The sequence below is a fragment of the Lysinibacillus sp. G4S2 genome, assembly GCF_030348505.1.
GTDB lineage: Bacteria > Bacillota > Bacilli > Bacillales_A > Planococcaceae > Lysinibacillus.
Window position 1 is genome coordinate 1,026,442 of sequence record NZ_JAUCFJ010000002.1, and the last position, 16,787, is coordinate 1,043,228.

The window sequence follows — 16,787 nt, forward strand, 5'->3', positions numbered from 1 at the left end:
TATCATCCCTAACTTTTTGTGATGAGCTGAATTTAAGTATTTTAAGATATTTTTTTGTAAAAATATTCTGAAAATATATTTTTTTTCGATTGACGAGATGGATTTATTTTGATTATGATTTAATTGACCGTAGTCAATGACTGGGGTCAATTAATGAATCTTGTTATTAATGTTACGACAAAAGACTAGAGTTGGCTAGTGTTCATTAGAGTTTGAAGGAACGGGGGAGGTCAAAATGACGGAGAAATTAGGTTTTATCGGCTTAGGCAATATGGGGTTACCGATGTCGATTAATTTATTAAAAGCAGGCTTTACGGTTTATGGCTTTGACACTAATTCAAAGGCAATGGAACAATTTATAGACGAAGGCGGAGTCGGACTAGCAACAGCAAAGGAAGTTGCAGAACAAAGTGATATTATCATGACGAGTTTGCCGACACCTCAAATCGTGGAACTAGTGTATAAATCGGAACAGGGAATCATACACCATGCTAAGAAAGGGAGTTTATTAATAGATTTCAGTACGGTAAATCCCGAATTAAATGATTCCTTACATAAAGAAGCGCAATCATTGGGGTTACGTTACCTCGGAGCACCTGTTAGCGGGGGAGTCATTGGGGCAATTCATGCAACTCTAACGATAATGGTCGGAGGAGAAGAGGAAGATTATCAAAGTGGGTCTGAAATATTCGGAATAGTCGGGAAAAACATTTATCATCTTGGGACTTCTCCAAGTGTAGGTACACGCATAAAATTACTCAATAATTTAATGATTGGCTTCTATACAGAGGCAGTCGCTGAAACGATTGTGCTTGGCGAAAAGATGGGTATCCATGCAGATACGCTGTATGAAGTTTTAAGTAATAGCTATGGTCAAAGTCGTATTTATGAACGTAATTACGTAGAATATATGAAAAATGAAAACTATCAGCCAGGCTTTTCTACAAACCTTTTATTAAAAGATTTGAGACTAGCTAAAAATATGGCAAAAGAGGCAGGGGTACCACTTCGAATCGGGGAACAGTTGGTAGATCTTTATAGTAATATTTCTCAACAGGGTTATGGAGAAAATGATATGTCTGCCGCTTATTTAAGTTTAAAAGAAAAATGCAAAATTGAACAATTTTAAAGGAGGACTAGAAATATGACAACAGCACAAGAAGTTAAAACTTTAACACATTTTATTGGTGGGGAACTAGTTGAAGGGAAAAGCGGGCGTTTCGGTTCAGTATTCAATCCAACGACAGGTGAGGTTATTGCCAAGGTGCCACTTGCAACTGTAGAAGAAACTAGGGAGGCTATTGATAAGGCACAGGCAGCATTTCCAAAATGGCGTGATACGTCAGTAGCTAAGCGAGCAGAGGTTGTGTTAAAGTTCCGCAATCTTATCTTATTACTGAAAATATGGAGGAGCTTTTACAAATCATTTGTACAGAAAGTGGGAAAACAATTGAGGACGCAAAAGGTGAAATTACTCGAGGTTTAGAATCTGTTGACTTAGCAATCGGTGCACCTCATTTAATGAAAGGTGAGTATTCAGTAAATGTTGGCGGTCAAATCAATGCCTATTCTGCAAAATTTCCATTAGGTGTAGTAGCCGCTATTTCGCCATTTAATTTCCCAATTATGGTGCCATTAGCGCAAACTAGTATGGCAATTGCTGTTGGTAATGCAGTTATTTTAAAAGCATCTGAACGTGTTCCTATGACTGCCTTGTATGTTAGTGAGCTTTGGAAAAAGGCTGGATTACCAGATGGTATTTGGACTGTAGTAAATGGTGATAAAGATGCTGTTAATGAACTTTTAGAAAACCCGATTGTGCAAGCGATTTCATTTGTAGGATCGACACCAGTAGCTAAATATATTTATGAAACGGGCTCGAAATACGGTAAACGTGTGACAGCGCTTGGTGGAGGAAAAAACAATATGGTTGTCATGCCTGATGCAGACCTTGAGCAGGTAGCAAATGCCTTCATTGGTGCAGCGTATGGCGCGGCCTCTCAACGTTGTATGGCCATTTCTACAATTATGCCTGTTGGTAAGGCTACTGCAGATCGTCTTGTTGAAATCTTAAAGGAGAAAATCGCTAACTTGAAGGTAGGTTCATATACAAATCCAGAGACCGATTTTGGTCCTGTCATTTCACAGCAATCGAAGGAAGCGATTATTGCTGCTATCGGTCGAGGAGAGTCTGAAGGGGCAACAGTTATTTGTGATGGTCGTGAACTTGATATTGTGAAAGAATCAAAAGGATTTTTTGTAGGACCAACATTGCTAGATAACGTAAAAACTGGCATGGAAATTTATGAGCAAGAAATATTCGGTCCAGCTCGTAATGTTGTGCGTGTGGATTCATTGGATGAAGCAATCCAACTTATTAATAAGCATGAACTTGGGAATGGTGTCACGATTTTTACGAATGATGGCTTAGCATCACGTAAATTCACAACAGAAATAGATGTTGGCATGGTAGGTGTCAATGTACCGATTCCAATTCCGGTTGGATACCATAATTTCGCTGGATTTAAAGGTTCTCGTTTTGGTGAAGGGCATATGTTTGGACCTGATCAGGCACGTTTCTTCACAAAAACAAAAACAATATCAGAGCGTTGGATGGAAGGAAATGCATCGACAGCATCTACATTTGCATTCCCTAGTAATAACGACTAATACAAACGAAGAGCTGTTTTTCTTGCAGCTCTTTTTTCTAAAAGAATAAAGGGGGCAAGTGGATGTTAGAATACATTGGACTTTTTGGTAGTTTAGCTTTACTTGTGTATTTAACAATGAGGGGTGTTAATTTACTTATTTCAGCACCATTGACTGCATTGATAGCGGCTGTAACGAATGGTCTAGCATTTTTTCCACAAACAGCTGATGAGAATCAAGCTAACTTTTTAACAAGTTATATGGATGGGTTTACTGGATTCGTTGGTTCATGGTATTTAATGTTCATGGCAGGTGCAATTTTCGGAAAGGTAATGGAGGATACTGGGGCGGCTGATAGTGTTTCTAAATGGATTGTGGAAAAAATCGGGGTTAAATATGCAGCCTATGCCGTAGTACTTGCTGCAGCTGTACTAACGTATGGTGGTGTCTCCGTCTTTATCGTAGCCTTTTCGGTATATCCAATGGCTATTAGTTTATTCAAGCAAGCGAATTTCCCTCGTCGCTTTATTCCAGCAGCGCTTGGTTTAGGTTCTGTAACCTTTACGATGACCTCGGCAGGTTCACCTGAAATTCAAAACTGGATTCCTATTCAATACCTTAATACAACGCCATATGCTGGATGGCAAGTAAGTATAGTTGTTGCAATTTTTATGGCAATTGGTGGATCTCTGTGGCTAAATTGGATGATTAAACGTGCAGTAAAAAGTGGAGAAGTATTTATTGAACGATCTAATGATCCAGTTGTTGATGAATCTCGTAAGCTTCCGAGTCCAATTTTAAGTCTTGTACCACTATTGGTAGTTTTAGGTATTTCCTTTGTGTTCCATGATTCTCTTGGAACTTCAGCTTTAATTGTGGCATTAACGAGTGGATGTATTACGGCTTATTTAGTGAGCTATAAATATTCAAAATCTGTCGGAGCCACACTAGCAGCTGGTGCAATGGGTGCCGTTGTAGCTATTGCTAATACAGCAGCAGTGGTTGGCTTCGGAGGTGTGGTAAAAGCTACACCATCATTTGTGGCAACTGTTGACGTAATGACTAATATTCCTGGAAGTCCGTTAATTGGCGGTGCATTAGCCATCGCAGTAATAGCAGGTTTAACAGGCTCGGCCTCTGGTGGTCAAACAATCGCAATGCCTTTACTTGCGCCACACTATATTGACATGGGGGTTGATACCGAGGCATTACACCGTACAATTGCTATTGCGTCGGGGTCTCTCGATTCATTGCCACATGGCGGTTATGTAGTAACAACTATCAATTCTGTATGCAATGAAAAGCATAAGGATGCTTATATGCCATTTGGTGCCTTAACTGTCATTATACCTATCATAGGTACGATAATCGCAATCATATTATTCTCACTAGGAATGTAGGAGGGATGTTAAGTGAAAGGAAAAACAGTTTTTATTACTGGAGCAGCTCGTGGTATCGGGTTATCCATGGCACTAGCGTTTGCTGAACAAGGTGCGAATGTAGTGATAACAGATATTAATGAACAGCTTTTAGCAGAGGCAATTAACAACAATCCTCAATTAACTGCATACACATGTGATGTTGCGGATGAACAGGCAATATGTGATGCGATTGACTTTACTGTTAAAAAGTTTAAGACAATAGATATTTTAATCAACAACGCAGGGTTTCAGAATGTTTCTTTTATCGAAGATTTCGCGACAGAAATATTTGAATCAATGCAAAAAGTGATGCTTGTTGCACCTTTTATCGCAATGAAATATGCGATACCACATATGAAGAACAATAAGTTTGGCCGCATTATTAATATGGCATCCATTAATGGAGTTATTGGGTTTGCTGGGAAAGCTGGATACAATGCCGCTAAGCATGGACTTGTCGGTTTAACGAAAGTGGCCGCATTGGAGGTTGCAACAGAGGGGATCACAGTGAATGCGATTTGTCCAGGCTATGTCGATACAGAATTAGTGCGTAATCAGTTTACGGATTTGGCCAAGACAAGAGGGATTCAAGTAGAAGATGTGCTTGAGCAGGTGCTTTATCCGCTCGTACCTCAAAAACGCTTACTTGATGTATCAGAAATTACAGGACTTGCGCTTTATTTAGCAAGTGATATGGCAAAGGGTTTAACAGGTCAAGCAGTTATTTTGGATGGCGGTTATACAGCACAATAGTAGGAGGGTGAGATATGATACAAACAAAAACAATCTTCACGGTTCATTCGCCAGGAACTATCGTTTATGGACGAGATTCTTTTGAAGAAGTCGGTGTCTATGCAAAAAAATTAGGGACTAAAGCGCTTATCATTAGCGATCCGATAATGGATAACTTAGGCTTTGTTAAACAATGTAGCACTTTATTAAAAACCAATGGATTGGAAGCGGTTTCATATTTAGGTGTTACAACGGAACCTGTGGATACGTATGTGGCAGAGGGACTACGTGTTTTACAATCTGAGGGCTGTGATATCATCATTTCCGTTGGTGGTGGGAGCTGTATTGATACAGGGAAAGCAATCGCGGTAGTGGCAACGAATGGTGGCTACATTGGCGAATATATGAAAATGGCAAAAATTGCTGAGCAAGCACCGATTCCACATATTGCGATACCGACAACAGCGGGGACTGGCTCAGAAGCAACGGATGCAACAGTCATTACTAACACGACGAATGAAGTGAAAATGATGATTAAGCAGCCTGCATTTATGCCAAATGTAGCGATCGTAGACCCGATTTTAACGGTTACATCTCCACCCGCCATCACTGCAGCAACAGGTATTGACGCGTTAAGTCATGCGATTGAGAGCTATTTATCACGTTTAGCACATCCTTACTCGAATGTACTTGCGCGATCAGCGATGGAGTTAATCGTTAATAATATGTTAAAAGTTTATGAGCACGGTGATGATATTGAAGCTCGTGAAGCGATGTCACTAGGCTCAATGCAAGCAGGTCTTTCATTCTCCAATGCTTCTGTTGCATTAGTACATGGTATGTCTCGCCCAATAGGAGCCCTATTCCATGTACCACATGGTATTTCAAATGCCATGCTCTTGCCAGCAGTATTAGAATTTTCAAAGGATTCTTGTGTCGATCGGCTTGCAGATTTAGGTGAATTTTTCAATAAAGATAAAGAGCCGTTATCTCAAGAAGAGCTTGCTAATTTAGCTATAGTTTCGATTAAGGAAATGTGCAAGAAGATGGATATAGGTAATTTACAACAATGGGGAATCGATGAACAAGCCTTTTACGCAGCTATTTCAAAAATGGCTGCTGATGCAATTGCCAGCGGTAGCCCTGGAAATAATCCTAAGGTGCCGACATATGAAGAACTAATTGAGCTTTATAAAATTGCTTATCATTATGAGTTTTAGGAATTCAAGAAGGAACTGTCTAAAGTAGAGTTACAAATCATATGTAATTTGTAACTCTATTTTTATTGCTTAAAATCAATTTATTGGTTCATTACGAAAGTTGAGGATGACATTTGTTGATGTGGAGGCTAGGCTGGGCGACACCTTTGGGATCAGTCACAAATGAGACCCTGCAGCACAAGCGAAGCAGGTAGGGGAACGAAGGCTAAAAGCATCACGTTCAGTGATAACGCCTTCGTGGTCAACATCCTGTTGCTGCCGTACACTACGCTTTCTAGCAAAAACATCTACTGCTGCCGCTACGCTTTCGCACAGAAAACATTTGCTGCCCTAACGCCCCTAGGAGATTTATCGAAACAAAATCGCTCTTTATCGAAACTATTTGAGCTTTTATCGAAACAAAATCTCATGTTATCGAAACTTTTTGGGCTTTTATCGAAAAACAAGCTCTTTCTATCAAATTATTTGATTTATTTTATAATTTTGAAAATATAAACAAAGGAGAGGGTTAAATGGAAGAATGTTTTATTTGTAATAAACACACGGGTAACATCCAAACTTCAGGGGTCATGATTTATGAAGACGAATATGTTTATGTTGGACATATTGATAAAAATGGAGCACCCAATTATTTAGGTCATATTATGATCGATTTAAAAAGACATGTTCCTACTCTAGGAGATATGACTATAGAAGAAGCAAAAGCATTTGGCGTTATTATGGCTAGGGTCAGTAAGGCAATAATGGAGTGTGAAAAGGCTGAGCATATCTACTCATTGGTTTCTGGAAACTCAGTGCCACATTTGCATATGCATTTAGTTCCACGATACCCTAATACCTCTAAACAGTATTGGGGACCAGATGCTGTTTATGATTGGGAAAATGCTCCGATGGGGGACAATAGCGAAGTTGTTAAACTTTGTACACGTATAAAAATATATCTGGAGAATCATGCAGATGAGTAAATCAATAGAAGAGTTTAGCTGGGTAGGTAGCCAAGAAAACTTTATTGATCATCCAAATCTTTATCCAATTAAACATGTTATTGTGGGACGCTATGGTGGTAATTCCGATGCAGGACAATATAAAAATGAAGATGGTTGTTTAGTATGGCTAGATGAAAAGGAAGATTGGGAATTTACTATTTTACTGGATGCTCATAATTCAGCTGAGAGTGCTCAAATAATTACCGAACAATTTTTTTATCATAAAAATGAAATAAAACATTTATTATCTTTACCAACAAACCATCAAACCTTTAAAAGAATTGAGGAGAAGATTTTAGCAATATTTCAATCTGAAGAGTTCTTATCTGTTTGCAGGAATATTACGGGAGAAACAGCATGTTTAATTGTCGTAAGAAAGGATAAATATGTTTGGTGGTTTTCAGTTGGAGACTGTGTTCTTTATTTATTTCACGAAGAACTGGCTGCACTAGGTCAGTATCAATTAAATCAAAGGCAATTTTACGAATGGATAGGACAAGTCAATACGTTTGAACAGGACGTCCCTTGCTATAGTGTTGGCATTAAAGAATTAAGAAAAGGAGAAAATCGTCTTTTTCTCACTACAGATGGCTTAATTGAATGTCCAGGTGAGTCGTATTCTAACCCTATTAACATTTATAATGCCTTCCTTAACTCTACTGATAAGGAAAGCATTTGGTCAATGTTAAAGAATATTAGACGTAATGGTGTAAGGGATAGCACGACCATCGTTTTTTGGAAAGTTACTATTTCAAAGGAAGCCACTAGAGCAAGTGATCAAGAAGCAAGTTCGTAGTTGATTTTAATAATGATGACTTTGATAAATGTTCACAAAGGGAGAATACTTGCGCGTCAAGGATGAATACCCGCGGAAGAGAGGGAAATACCCGCGCGCAGCAGGAGAATACCCGCGGAAGGGAAGGGAATGTCCGCGTCAGGAGGATACCCGCGGAAGAGAAGCGAATACCCGCGCGCAACAGAAGAATACCCGCGGAAGAGAGGTGAATACCCGCGCGCCAGGAGAATACCCGCGGAAGAGAAGCAAATACCCGCGCGTCAAGGATGAATACCCGCGGAAGAGAGGTGAATACCCGCGCGCAACAGGAGAATATCCGCGGAAGAAGTAAATACCCGCGCGAAAAGGGAGAATACCCGCGAAAGAGAAGTAAATACCCGCGCGCAACAGGAGAATACCCGCGGAAGAGAGGGAAATACCTGCGCGCCAGGAGAATACCCGCGGAAGAGAGGGAAATACCCGCGCGCAGCAGGAGAATACCCGCGGAAGAGAGGGAAATACCTGCGCGCCAGGAGAATACCCGCGGAAGAGAAGTAAATACCCGCGCGCAGCAGGAGAATACCCGCGGAAGAGAGGGAAATACCCGCGCGCCAGGTGATACCCGCGAAAGAGAAGGAAATACCCGCGCGCAGCAGGAGAATACCCGCGGAAGAAGTGAATACCCACGCCCAACAGGAGAATACCCGCGGAAGAGAGGGAAATACCCGCGCGCACCAGGAGGATACCCGCGAAAGGGGGAAAACCCCACGCGCTCCAGAAGATCCCCTGTATTTATAATATAGTTGTCACCTCCATCCTTCCCCTCACTTCAATCAAGAAAAGAATTCTGCATGTATTTTGTAGAATTAATATGACATATGAGAGAAAATATAGTAATATTTTAAGTGAATCATCATTCATTTTTTGCGAAGGGGAGATCTTAAATGTTGCAGGGGAAAACAATTATTATTACTGGTGGATCAAGTGGAATGGGGCTTTATATGGCAAAGCAATTCGTTACTGAAGGTGCAAATGTTGTTATTACTGGTCGTAATGAGGAGCGATTAGCGGAGGCGAAAGCTTTTATTTTAGAGGCTGGAAAAACGATTGAAACATTTCAAATGGATGTTCGAGTGCCAGAACATGCAGAAGCAATGTTAGCATTTGCTGTTGAAAAGTTTGGACAGGTTGATGGGCTTGTGAATAATGCAGCCGGCAATTTTATAGTGCATGCGGAGGATTTATCACCAAATGGCTGGAAGGCAGTTATTGATATTGTTTTAAATGGGACATTCTTCTGTTCTTCTGCAGTCGGTAAGTATTGGATTCAAAATAATATTAAAGGGTCGATTCTTAATATGGTCGCGACTTACGCATGGAATGCAGGGGCTGGTGTTATTCATTCAGCGGCTGCGAAAGCAGGTGTATTGTCGTTGACTAGAACGTTAGCTGTTGAATGGGGTAAACAGTATGGAGTTCGAGTAAATGCAATTGCTCCTGGTCCAATTGAGCGTACAGGTGGTGCAGAGAAGCTCTGGGTGTCAGAGGCTGCTGCCGCTCGAACGTTAGACTCTGTTCCGTTAGGCCGTACAGGTACTCCTGAAGAAATAGCTGATTTAGCAACATTTATGATGTCTGATAAGGCAAGATATATGAACGGTGAATGTGTGACACTTGATGGCGGGCAATGGCTAAATCAGTATCCATTCTAACTAGGAGTTCAATATAGGATGTTAGCCTAAAATCATCGCATCCTTGCGATAATTGCTAACTGACCTGCATAGGTAAAAACGCCACGTCTTGTGGCATTACCGAAAGGGCCAACATCGTGTCGGCCCTTGTGCAGGCAGAAGCACAAAGCCGATTCCGGACGCAATGATGTCGAGGCATAATTGATAACAAAAATCTTTGCATAATGGGGAGCTGGGTTGACGCATACTAAGGATAAAGAAAGGAGTTTTGCCTATGGGTATGTGGTTAATACCGGCTCTTATTGCCATTACGATTATTGCTGTCATTTCGCTTGTGTCAACGTTGAAAATTGCCAAAATGACGTCTGAACGGAAATCAGAAAAGGATACACCGATTTCAGAAACCGTTGAAGAATATACAACTATGCTAAACCCAATTGTTTGGGTATATGGCATTTTTCTACTCTTCTTAGGCATAATGATTTTTTATTACTGGAGTAAGACAGGTTATTAAATAAATATTGTCTTCATTCAGTACATATTATGCTGAATGAAGATCCTTCTTTAAACCTCGAAATCCCCCTTTACAAGCTGTTTCCGATACTTAGTTTTCTTCAAAATGCTAAAATAATTCGTTGTTCTGGAAAAACTCTTCTCGGCCTTGTCGTGGTCATAAAAGGAATAGTTATGATATGATAAAAGGGAAGCATCCTGTTCTGCAAAGCAAGGACAGAAAAGGAGAAGAAGTTCATGATTTCAACTAACAGTAAAGGCTTATTAGCAATGCCAATTAGTGATTTTATTATTTCGTCTGAAAAGGTTGCGCATGTACAGAGTGGAAATAATGCGGAACATGCCCTCCTAGTACTTACACGTACAGGGTATTCGTCGATACCTGTTTTAGATTTGAAATATCGACTTCAAGGTTTACTAAGCATGAAAATGATTACTGAATCCATTCTTGGACTAGAGCATATTGAATATGAAAAGCTACCCGATATTAAAGTGGATACAATAATGGATAAAGATATCGCTGTATTAAAGTTGACGGATACTTTTCAGCGAGCGCTTGACTTAGTTATTAATCACGCCTTTTTATGTGTTGTGGACGAAGAAGGAACATTTGCGGGAATATTAACGAGACGTGTTATTTTAAAGCAATTGAAAAAATATATTTATCAAAAAGAGTAGTAGTTTAAGAGGGGACTCAGATGAAAATCATGAGGCCCTCTTTGCTTGTATCGGAGGTTTACTGATTGATGGCAACGGAGGCTGAAATTTTAAAAGTACTAGCAGAGGAAAGAAATATGCGTAAAGCAGCAGAACGTCTATTTTTATCCCAACCAGCGCTTTCTCAACGGTTGCAAACAATTGAAAAGGACTGGGGCGCACAGTTATTTATTCGTTCGCAAAAAGGACTGACAGCGACACCTGCTGGAGAGCAAGTTATTGCCTATGCAACTGACATGCTAAGCAAAAAAGAAGAGATTTTTGAAACAATCCAATCACTAACGACAAAAGTAAACGGGACTTTGAAAATTGCCTGTGCATCTATTGTTGGTCAAAACTGGCTTCCAAAAATTTTAAAGGATTTTGTCTCAAAATATCCAGAGGCAAAAATTTCTCTTATGACCGGCTGGAGCTCTGAAATTGTAAAAGCGCTTTATGAAGGTGAGGCTCATATTGGAATTGTGCGTGGGCAGGTTGATTGGAAAGGGGAAAAAATTCACCTTTTTCGTGATACCCTTTATTTAGTAGATAAAGAGGTAAAAACGATTGAAGATGTTCTGACGACAGAGCGACCTTTTATTCAATTTAAAAGTGACTCCAATTATTATCAGGAAATTCAGCAATGGTGGCAACAGCATTTCGCTTCAAATCCGAGCAAACAAATTTTAGTTGATCAGATTGAAATTTGTAAGCAAATGGTATTGAACGGCATCGGTTACGCTATTTTACCTTCAATCACTTTAAATGAACACGATGGTATTAATAAAATAGCATTAACTAATAATGAAAAAGAATTTGGTTTAACTCGTGATACATGGTTAATAGGCTATGAATCCTCATTTCAATTACGACAAGTAGAAGCTTTTGTTGAAGTGGTACAGGATCATGCACGATGTTTGTTTGATTACACGAAATAAGATCAAGGCAGTCTCAAGTGATTCACTCGGGACTGTCTTTTTTTATGGATGCTCACCGTAACGTGTGGTTGATTTCCGTTCAGACTGTGTGCTTTGTTGCTGCCGCTTCGCTTTCGCACAGATAAAACAATTGTAGCTGACGCTTTGCTTTCGCTACAGAAAACAATTGTAGCTGCCGCTTCGCTTTCGCACAGATAAAACAATTGTAGCTACCGCTTTGCTTTCGCACAGATAAAACAATTGTAGCTGCCGCTTTGCTTTCGCTACAGAAAACATTTGTTGCTGTCGCTACGCTTTCGCACAGATAAAACAATTGTAGCTGCCGCTTTGCTTTCGCTACAGAAAACATTTGTTGCTGCCGCTTCGCTTTCGCACAGATAAAACAATTGTTGCTGCCGCTACGCTTTCGCACAGATAAATTGCCACAGGACGTGGTGTTCTTAGACTGAGTTCTTCTATTTCAGTAGGGTTTGGACACCCATTGATAGGGAACTACATTCGTATTCAACCCCTTTAGAGGTGGGAGTCTTCTACTGAATGAAGATACATGGCATACGTTTTAACAAATATCTCCCTAACTTTGGTGATTAGTTAATTCTTAGGCTCTTCACCATAACGTGTGGTTGATTTCTTTGCTAGAAAGAGCTTGTTTTTCGATAAAAGCCCAAAAAGTTTCGATAAAATGAGATTTTGTTTCGATAAAAGCTCAAATAGTTTCGATAAAGAGCGATTTTGTTTCGATAAATCCAGGATGTGATGCTCTTAGTCTTCGTTCCTCTACATGCTCGCCACAGGGTCTTATCTGTAACGCTAATCCCCAAGGAGTCGCCCAGTCGGAACGGAAATTAACCACACGTTTTGGTGGTTAGCAAATTCTTAAGAGTTTATGAATATTCTTGAAGATATCATAAGAAATGGAACAAAATGCGATTTTAATCGTATAATTATTTATATTATCAATTTACAGAAAAGGGGTTGAGCTTTTGAAAAAAACGAATATAACGGCACTCATACTATTATTCATGCTTGTTATTAGCTTTATTCTGCCTATAGATCAGGCAAAAGCGTCTGCTACTTTAGAGGTACAAGCTAAGGTAGGGATATCAGGTAAAGCTAAATACCAATCAGTTGTGCCACTTCAAGTAACAGTAAAAAATAATGGTGCAGATTTTTCGGGAGATATGGCCATCAATGCTTCCCGTTCCTTTGAGGTTGCATCAGCCCTAGTGCTTCCAATAGATATAGCTGCAGGAGAAGAAAAAACATTCAATCTTTATATAGATGGGTTAGCTGACTATAATTATTCGAATGCAGATGTGTTTGCATTTTATGAAGGAAGTATTGAAAAGGGAAAAAAGGTTGCTTATAAAGGAACAAAGCAGCTACAAGCAAACTTTTTAGATCCTTCATCCGTTTTTATTTATACATTAACAGATAAAAGCGATCGTTTATCAGCATTTTTGCGTCTAGCTCAATCTGCTCCTCAAAGTAATGTTGAAGTTTTCAATTTAAATCAAATTAAGGACTATACATTGCCGGAGGATGCACAAGGATATGCAATGGCGAACGTTATCGCCATCGATGAAATGGCTGTTGCTGATTTATCGCAAAAGCAACAAGAGTCTTTACTAAAGTGGGTGCAGGATGGCGGAACATTATTGTTCGGAGCTGCTGATCAAGTAAATGCAACAGCAGGTATTTTCAAGGATTATTTACCACTTGCATTATCACAGCAAACGACATCAGTTTCTGCAGATAGCCTATCAAAATTATCTGGGGGCGGAATTTTTACTCAACCAATTTCCGTTTATACAGCGACTGAAAATCAAGGAAGTATTCCTGTATTAACAGATAACAAGACGATTTTAGCGTCTAAGAAAAAAGTGGGCAGTGGGGAAATTATTCAAACAACCTTTTCTTTAGGGGATCAACCACTTGCTTCTATGGATGGCTACGCAGCATTGATATCGAAGGTGTTAAATATTCAAAATGTTCAGCAACAAGGGACTATGGTTAATGGTCAGTCAACAATGGACCAAATTTCATATGAACTTCGTAATGTAAATGAATTATTCCCTTCATTTGAAGTATCTGTTAGCTATATGTTAATTGTTATCATTTTATATATTGTCGTTATCGGACCTATTTTATATTTTATCTTAAAGAAAATGGATAAGCGTGAGCATGCGTGGTGGATTATACCTGCAATATCAGTTGTGTTATCTATTGCTTTATTCGTTTTTGGTGCTAAAGATCGAATTTTACAACCGCAAATTCAGCAATCAGCATTTTATAAAATAAATAACGATAGTAGCCTAAATGGTTATTATGTGGAGTCTATTTTAACAAATCGTAGCGGTGATTTTGTTGTTAACACAGATAAGGATTCAAGTGCACTTGCTTTCCGAAAGAACAATGATTTTACGGGGACAATGGGAGATTTACATGAATCATCCTATATTAAAGAAAATGCGAATGGTTCAACATTAACACTACGCGATTTGAACTATTGGTCTGTTCAATCGTTTGCAGGGAAGACGACGCCACAAAATATTGGCAAGATGGATATTGATATTACGTTAAAAAATGAAAAGCTGACTGGGACAATTAAGAACAATTTCCCGTTTGCCCTAAAGGATGTTACTTTAATCTCTGGCATTAAAGAAGTTCAACTTGGCGACATTGAAGCGAATGAAACACTTAAAGTCGACGAGGAGCTAACAGCAACAGTTCTTCAAAAGCCATCAACTTTTACTAGTTACAATTATAATTATCCATCGAAGAAGGAAGAAGTGGATCCTCAACGGATCGATCGTATGAAATCTTTGGCACTACCGCTCGTAGAAAATGAAATGAAACCTGTCGTTACTGCTTGGGCAGATCAAGCAATTGCTGGGGTTGAGCTAGAAACAAGTGCCAATATGTCACCAATTTCATATTTTGTTCAGCCATTTGACGGCAAAGTAGAGCTATCAGGTCCATTTACGATGAAGCGTAACAATTTTACGTATTCAGTAAACCCGAAATCTCCTAATTCGTATTTCGAAAAAATAGATGAACAGTTAAACAATTGGTCCTTGTCTGACGGTTTATATGAAGTATCAATTGTGATGCCAGATAATTTTATGAATGCAGTTCAAGCATTAAACGAACTGACGATTTCAAATAAAGATGTTAACCGTATGGAGCTATCGATTTGGAATAACGAAACGAAAAAATATGAGCCATTGGTAGATACGAAACAGGTGTTTACAGATAACATTACAAAATATTTCAATGAAAATAATGAGTTACTTATTGAAATTAAATTCGGACCAGATCAAACAGGTGAGCCAACAAAATTACCAGATGTAGAGCTGAAGGGAGTGGCGAAATAATGATTGAAATTCGTGATTTAACAAAAAGGTATGGCTCCTTTACAGCACTAGATCAATTAAATCTATCATTGGAGGAAGGGGTAGTATTTGGCTTTGTAGGTGCCAATGGGGCTGGTAAATCGACTACATTTTCAATATTAGCAACCCTGTTGTCTCCAACCTCTGGTGATGCGCTTATTAATGGGAAAAGTGTTATTAAGGAACCGAAGGAAGTTCGAAAGCTAATTGGCTATATGCCCGATTTCTTTGGTGTATATGATCAGTTAAAAGTAGATGAATATTTAGATTTTTATGGTGCAAGTTATGGCATTGGTGCAGCTGAGCGTAAAGTATTGATTCCTCAGTTGCTAGAACTTGTGAATTTAACGAATAAACGTTATGACTATGTAGATTTACTGTCGCGTGGGATGAAGCAGCGCCTATGTTTAGCACGTGCTCTTATCCATGATCCCAAGGTATTGATTTTAGATGAGCCTGCATCAGGATTAGACCCACGTGCACGTGTAGAAATGCGTGATATTTTACGAAATTTAAAATCTATGGGTAAAACGATTTTAATCTCCTCTCATATTTTGCCTGAGCTTGCAGAAATGTGCGATGAAATCGGTGTAATTGATAATGGCAAACTGATCGCTCATGGCAATGTGGCTTCTATTCAAGCTCAGCTACAGGGGGAGAAGCGTATTGTGATAAAAGTAACGGATCAGTTAAATGAGGTGCGTGCATTTTTAGAGGAAGATCCACTGATATCTTCTATAGATTTGATAGATAGTCGCTTAGAAATAGCCTTTAATTATCGCGGAACAGATGCTGATCAGGTGGCATTGTTGAAAAAAGCGATACTTGCAGATTTACCTATTTATGCGTTAAGTGAAGAGGAAAAAGATTTAGAGGATGTCTTTATGGCTATTACGAAGGGAGCGGACAATCAATGATGGAACGATTTTATAATCCGGTACTCGTAAAAGAATTGAAGTTACGCTTCCGTTCTTTTAAAAGCTTTTCAGGTTTAATGTTTTATTTAGCGGTTATTTGTATTTTTATCGCAGGGTTTTTACTATTAACAACTGAATTCACAGGTAAAGGATTCTTTAGACCAGAAACAAGTTTTTTGATGTTTGCGGTATTAACAATTTTACAAATGGCTCTTGTTCTTTTTATTACACCAAGCTTAACTGCTGGTGCAATAAGTAGCGAAAGGGAAAAGCAAACGTTAAATATTTTACTAACAACGACACAAAGCTCTACGCAAATCGTCATTGGAAAGTTACTATCTTCTGTAGCATTTTTAGTATTAATGCTCATCGCAGGGCTTCCATTATATAGTTTAGTATTTTTATTTGGTGGCGTATCGCCGTCTCAATTAATTTCGATATTTTTATTTTACTTATTAACAGTTGTAGCAATAGGTAGTATTGGTGTTATGTTTTCAACGATTACCAAACGAACAATTGTCGCAATGATTTCTACGTACGGCTCGATTATCTTTTTAGGTGGCATTACGGCATTTTTCTTCTTTTTAACAATGGCCTTCCATCAAATGGGTAATGTTAATGCCGTTGGTACTACCACTTCTTATATGACGTATTTCTGGGCTTCTATTAATCCAGGTGCATTGATGCTAACGCTTATTTCACCAGACATGGGCGATGCTTTAGCGCAACTTTCGGGAGTGAAATTACCTGTATGGATTGCTTATTTAATAGCTTATTCATTGATTATTGTTCTTTGTTTAACAATTGCCATTAAAAAATTACGTGCCAATATGAAAAGTAACCGATGAGGAGGA

The 16,787-nt window shown here is 39.1% G+C and carries 14 protein-coding genes and 1 pseudogene; 14 read left to right on the top strand and 1 reads right to left on the bottom strand.

Features of this window, described 5'->3' with window-relative positions; translation table 11 throughout:
• The first annotated feature begins 235 nt into the window (after positions 1–235).
• The 11 genes and pseudogenes from QUF91_RS05210 (at position 236) to QUF91_RS05260 (ending at position 11,621) form a co-directional block, all read left to right on the top strand.
• Entirely contained in the window at positions 236–1,129 is an 894-nt protein-coding gene (locus QUF91_RS05210) for an NAD(P)-dependent oxidoreductase (protein ID WP_289417071.1), read from the top strand.
• Positions 1,130–1,144: 15 nt separating this feature from the next.
• Positions 1,145–2,670: pseudogene (locus tag QUF91_RS05215) on the top strand (CoA-acylating methylmalonate-semialdehyde dehydrogenase).
• 62 nt (positions 2,671–2,732) lie between these two features.
• Positions 2,733–4,049 carry a GntP family permease gene (locus QUF91_RS05220; protein WP_289417072.1) on the top strand — a complete coding sequence of 439 codons (1,317 nt, stop codon included), beginning with the start codon at positions 2,733–2,735 and terminating at the stop codon, positions 4,047–4,049.
• A 12-nt stretch (positions 4,050–4,061) separates the two neighbouring features.
• Positions 4,062–4,823 carry a 3-hydroxybutyrate dehydrogenase gene (locus QUF91_RS05225; protein ID WP_289417073.1) on the top strand — a complete coding sequence of 254 codons (762 nt, stop codon included), beginning with the start codon at positions 4,062–4,064 and terminating at the stop codon, positions 4,821–4,823.
• 14 nt (positions 4,824–4,837) lie between these two features.
• Entirely contained in the window at positions 4,838–6,022 is a 1,185-nt protein-coding gene (locus QUF91_RS05230) for an iron-containing alcohol dehydrogenase (RefSeq protein WP_289417074.1), read from the top strand.
• A gap of 512 nt (positions 6,023–6,534) precedes the next feature.
• On the top strand, positions 6,535–6,987 hold the full coding sequence (locus tag QUF91_RS05235) for an HIT family protein (RefSeq protein ID WP_289417075.1): 453 nt from the start codon (positions 6,535–6,537) through the stop codon (positions 6,985–6,987).
• The gene (locus QUF91_RS05240; RefSeq protein ID WP_289417076.1) at positions 6,980–7,804 is read left to right on the top strand and encodes a PP2C family serine/threonine-protein phosphatase; all 825 of its coding nucleotides are present in this window, start codon (positions 6,980–6,982) and stop codon (positions 7,802–7,804) included. Before QUF91_RS05235 ends, QUF91_RS05240 begins: the two co-directional genes overlap by 8 nt.
• Before the next feature lie 923 nt (positions 7,805–8,727).
• Positions 8,728–9,495 carry a 2,4-dienoyl-CoA reductase gene (fadH, locus tag QUF91_RS05245; RefSeq protein WP_285399760.1) on the top strand — a complete coding sequence of 256 codons (768 nt, stop codon included), beginning with the start codon at positions 8,728–8,730 and terminating at the stop codon, positions 9,493–9,495.
• Positions 9,496–9,748: 253 nt separating this feature from the next.
• Entirely contained in the window at positions 9,749–9,988 is a 240-nt protein-coding gene (locus tag QUF91_RS05250; RefSeq protein ID WP_285399758.1) for a short-chain dehydrogenase, read from the top strand.
• 236 nt (positions 9,989–10,224) lie between these two features.
• Entirely contained in the window at positions 10,225–10,665 is a 441-nt protein-coding gene (gene cbpB / locus QUF91_RS05255; RefSeq protein WP_285399756.1) for a cyclic-di-AMP-binding protein CbpB, read from the top strand.
• Between the two features lie 68 nt (positions 10,666–10,733).
• A complete protein-coding gene (locus QUF91_RS05260; protein WP_285399774.1) occupies positions 10,734–11,621 on the top strand; it encodes a transcriptional regulator CcpC in 888 nt (295 codons plus the stop codon).
• A gap of 79 nt (positions 11,622–11,700) precedes the next feature.
• Here the strand turns inward: QUF91_RS05260 and QUF91_RS05265 are convergent, their stop codons facing one another.
• Positions 11,701–12,033, bottom strand: a complete 333-nt coding sequence (locus QUF91_RS05265; RefSeq protein WP_289417077.1) for a hypothetical protein — start codon at positions 12,031–12,033, stop codon at positions 11,701–11,703.
• Positions 12,034–12,604: 571 nt separating this feature from the next.
• On the opposite strand from QUF91_RS05265, the gene QUF91_RS05270 reads away from it, so the two are divergent.
• The 3 genes from QUF91_RS05270 to QUF91_RS05280 are packed head-to-tail and all read left to right on the top strand — an operon-like array spanning position 12,605 to position 16,781.
• Positions 12,605–14,998, top strand: coding sequence for a hypothetical protein (locus QUF91_RS05270; RefSeq protein ID WP_285397447.1), 2,394 nt, complete (start codon positions 12,605–12,607; stop codon positions 14,996–14,998).
• Positions 14,998–15,933 (top strand): ABC transporter ATP-binding protein, encoded by a 936-nt coding sequence (locus tag QUF91_RS05275; RefSeq protein WP_285397448.1) that lies wholly within the window; start codon positions 14,998–15,000, stop codon positions 15,931–15,933. The genes QUF91_RS05270 and QUF91_RS05275 overlap by 1 nt, the downstream gene beginning before the upstream one ends.
• Positions 15,930–16,781, top strand: coding sequence for an ABC transporter permease (locus QUF91_RS05280; protein WP_285397449.1), 852 nt, complete (start codon positions 15,930–15,932; stop codon positions 16,779–16,781). The genes QUF91_RS05275 and QUF91_RS05280 overlap by 4 nt, the downstream gene beginning before the upstream one ends.
• Positions 16,782–16,787 lie beyond the last annotated feature (6 nt).

Bases quoted from the DNA above. Each gene is read 5' to 3' on its own strand.
- QUF91_RS05210 (WP_289417071.1), top strand. From the start codon at position 236: ATGACGGAGAAATTAGGTTTTATCGGCTTAGGCAATATGGGGTTACCG.
- QUF91_RS05220 (WP_289417072.1), top strand. From the start codon at position 2,733: ATGTTAGAATACATTGGACTTTTTGGTAGTTTAGCTTTACTTGTGTAT.
- QUF91_RS05230 (WP_289417074.1), top strand. From the start codon at position 4,838: ATGATACAAACAAAAACAATCTTCACGGTTCATTCGCCAGGAACTATC.
- QUF91_RS05235 (WP_289417075.1), top strand. From the start codon at position 6,535: ATGGAAGAATGTTTTATTTGTAATAAACACACGGGTAACATCCAAACT.
- QUF91_RS05240 (WP_289417076.1), top strand. From the start codon at position 6,980: ATGAGTAAATCAATAGAAGAGTTTAGCTGGGTAGGTAGCCAAGAAAAC.
- fadH (WP_285399760.1), top strand. From the start codon at position 8,728: ATGTTGCAGGGGAAAACAATTATTATTACTGGTGGATCAAGTGGAATG.
- QUF91_RS05250 (WP_285399758.1), top strand. From the start codon at position 9,749: ATGGGTATGTGGTTAATACCGGCTCTTATTGCCATTACGATTATTGCT.
- cbpB (WP_285399756.1), top strand. From the start codon at position 10,225: ATGATTTCAACTAACAGTAAAGGCTTATTAGCAATGCCAATTAGTGAT.
- QUF91_RS05260 (WP_285399774.1), top strand. From the start codon at position 10,734: ATGGCAACGGAGGCTGAAATTTTAAAAGTACTAGCAGAGGAAAGAAAT.
- QUF91_RS05275 (WP_285397448.1), top strand. From the start codon at position 14,998: ATGATTGAAATTCGTGATTTAACAAAAAGGTATGGCTCCTTTACAGCA.
- QUF91_RS05280 (WP_285397449.1), top strand. From the start codon at position 15,930: ATGATGGAACGATTTTATAATCCGGTACTCGTAAAAGAATTGAAGTTA.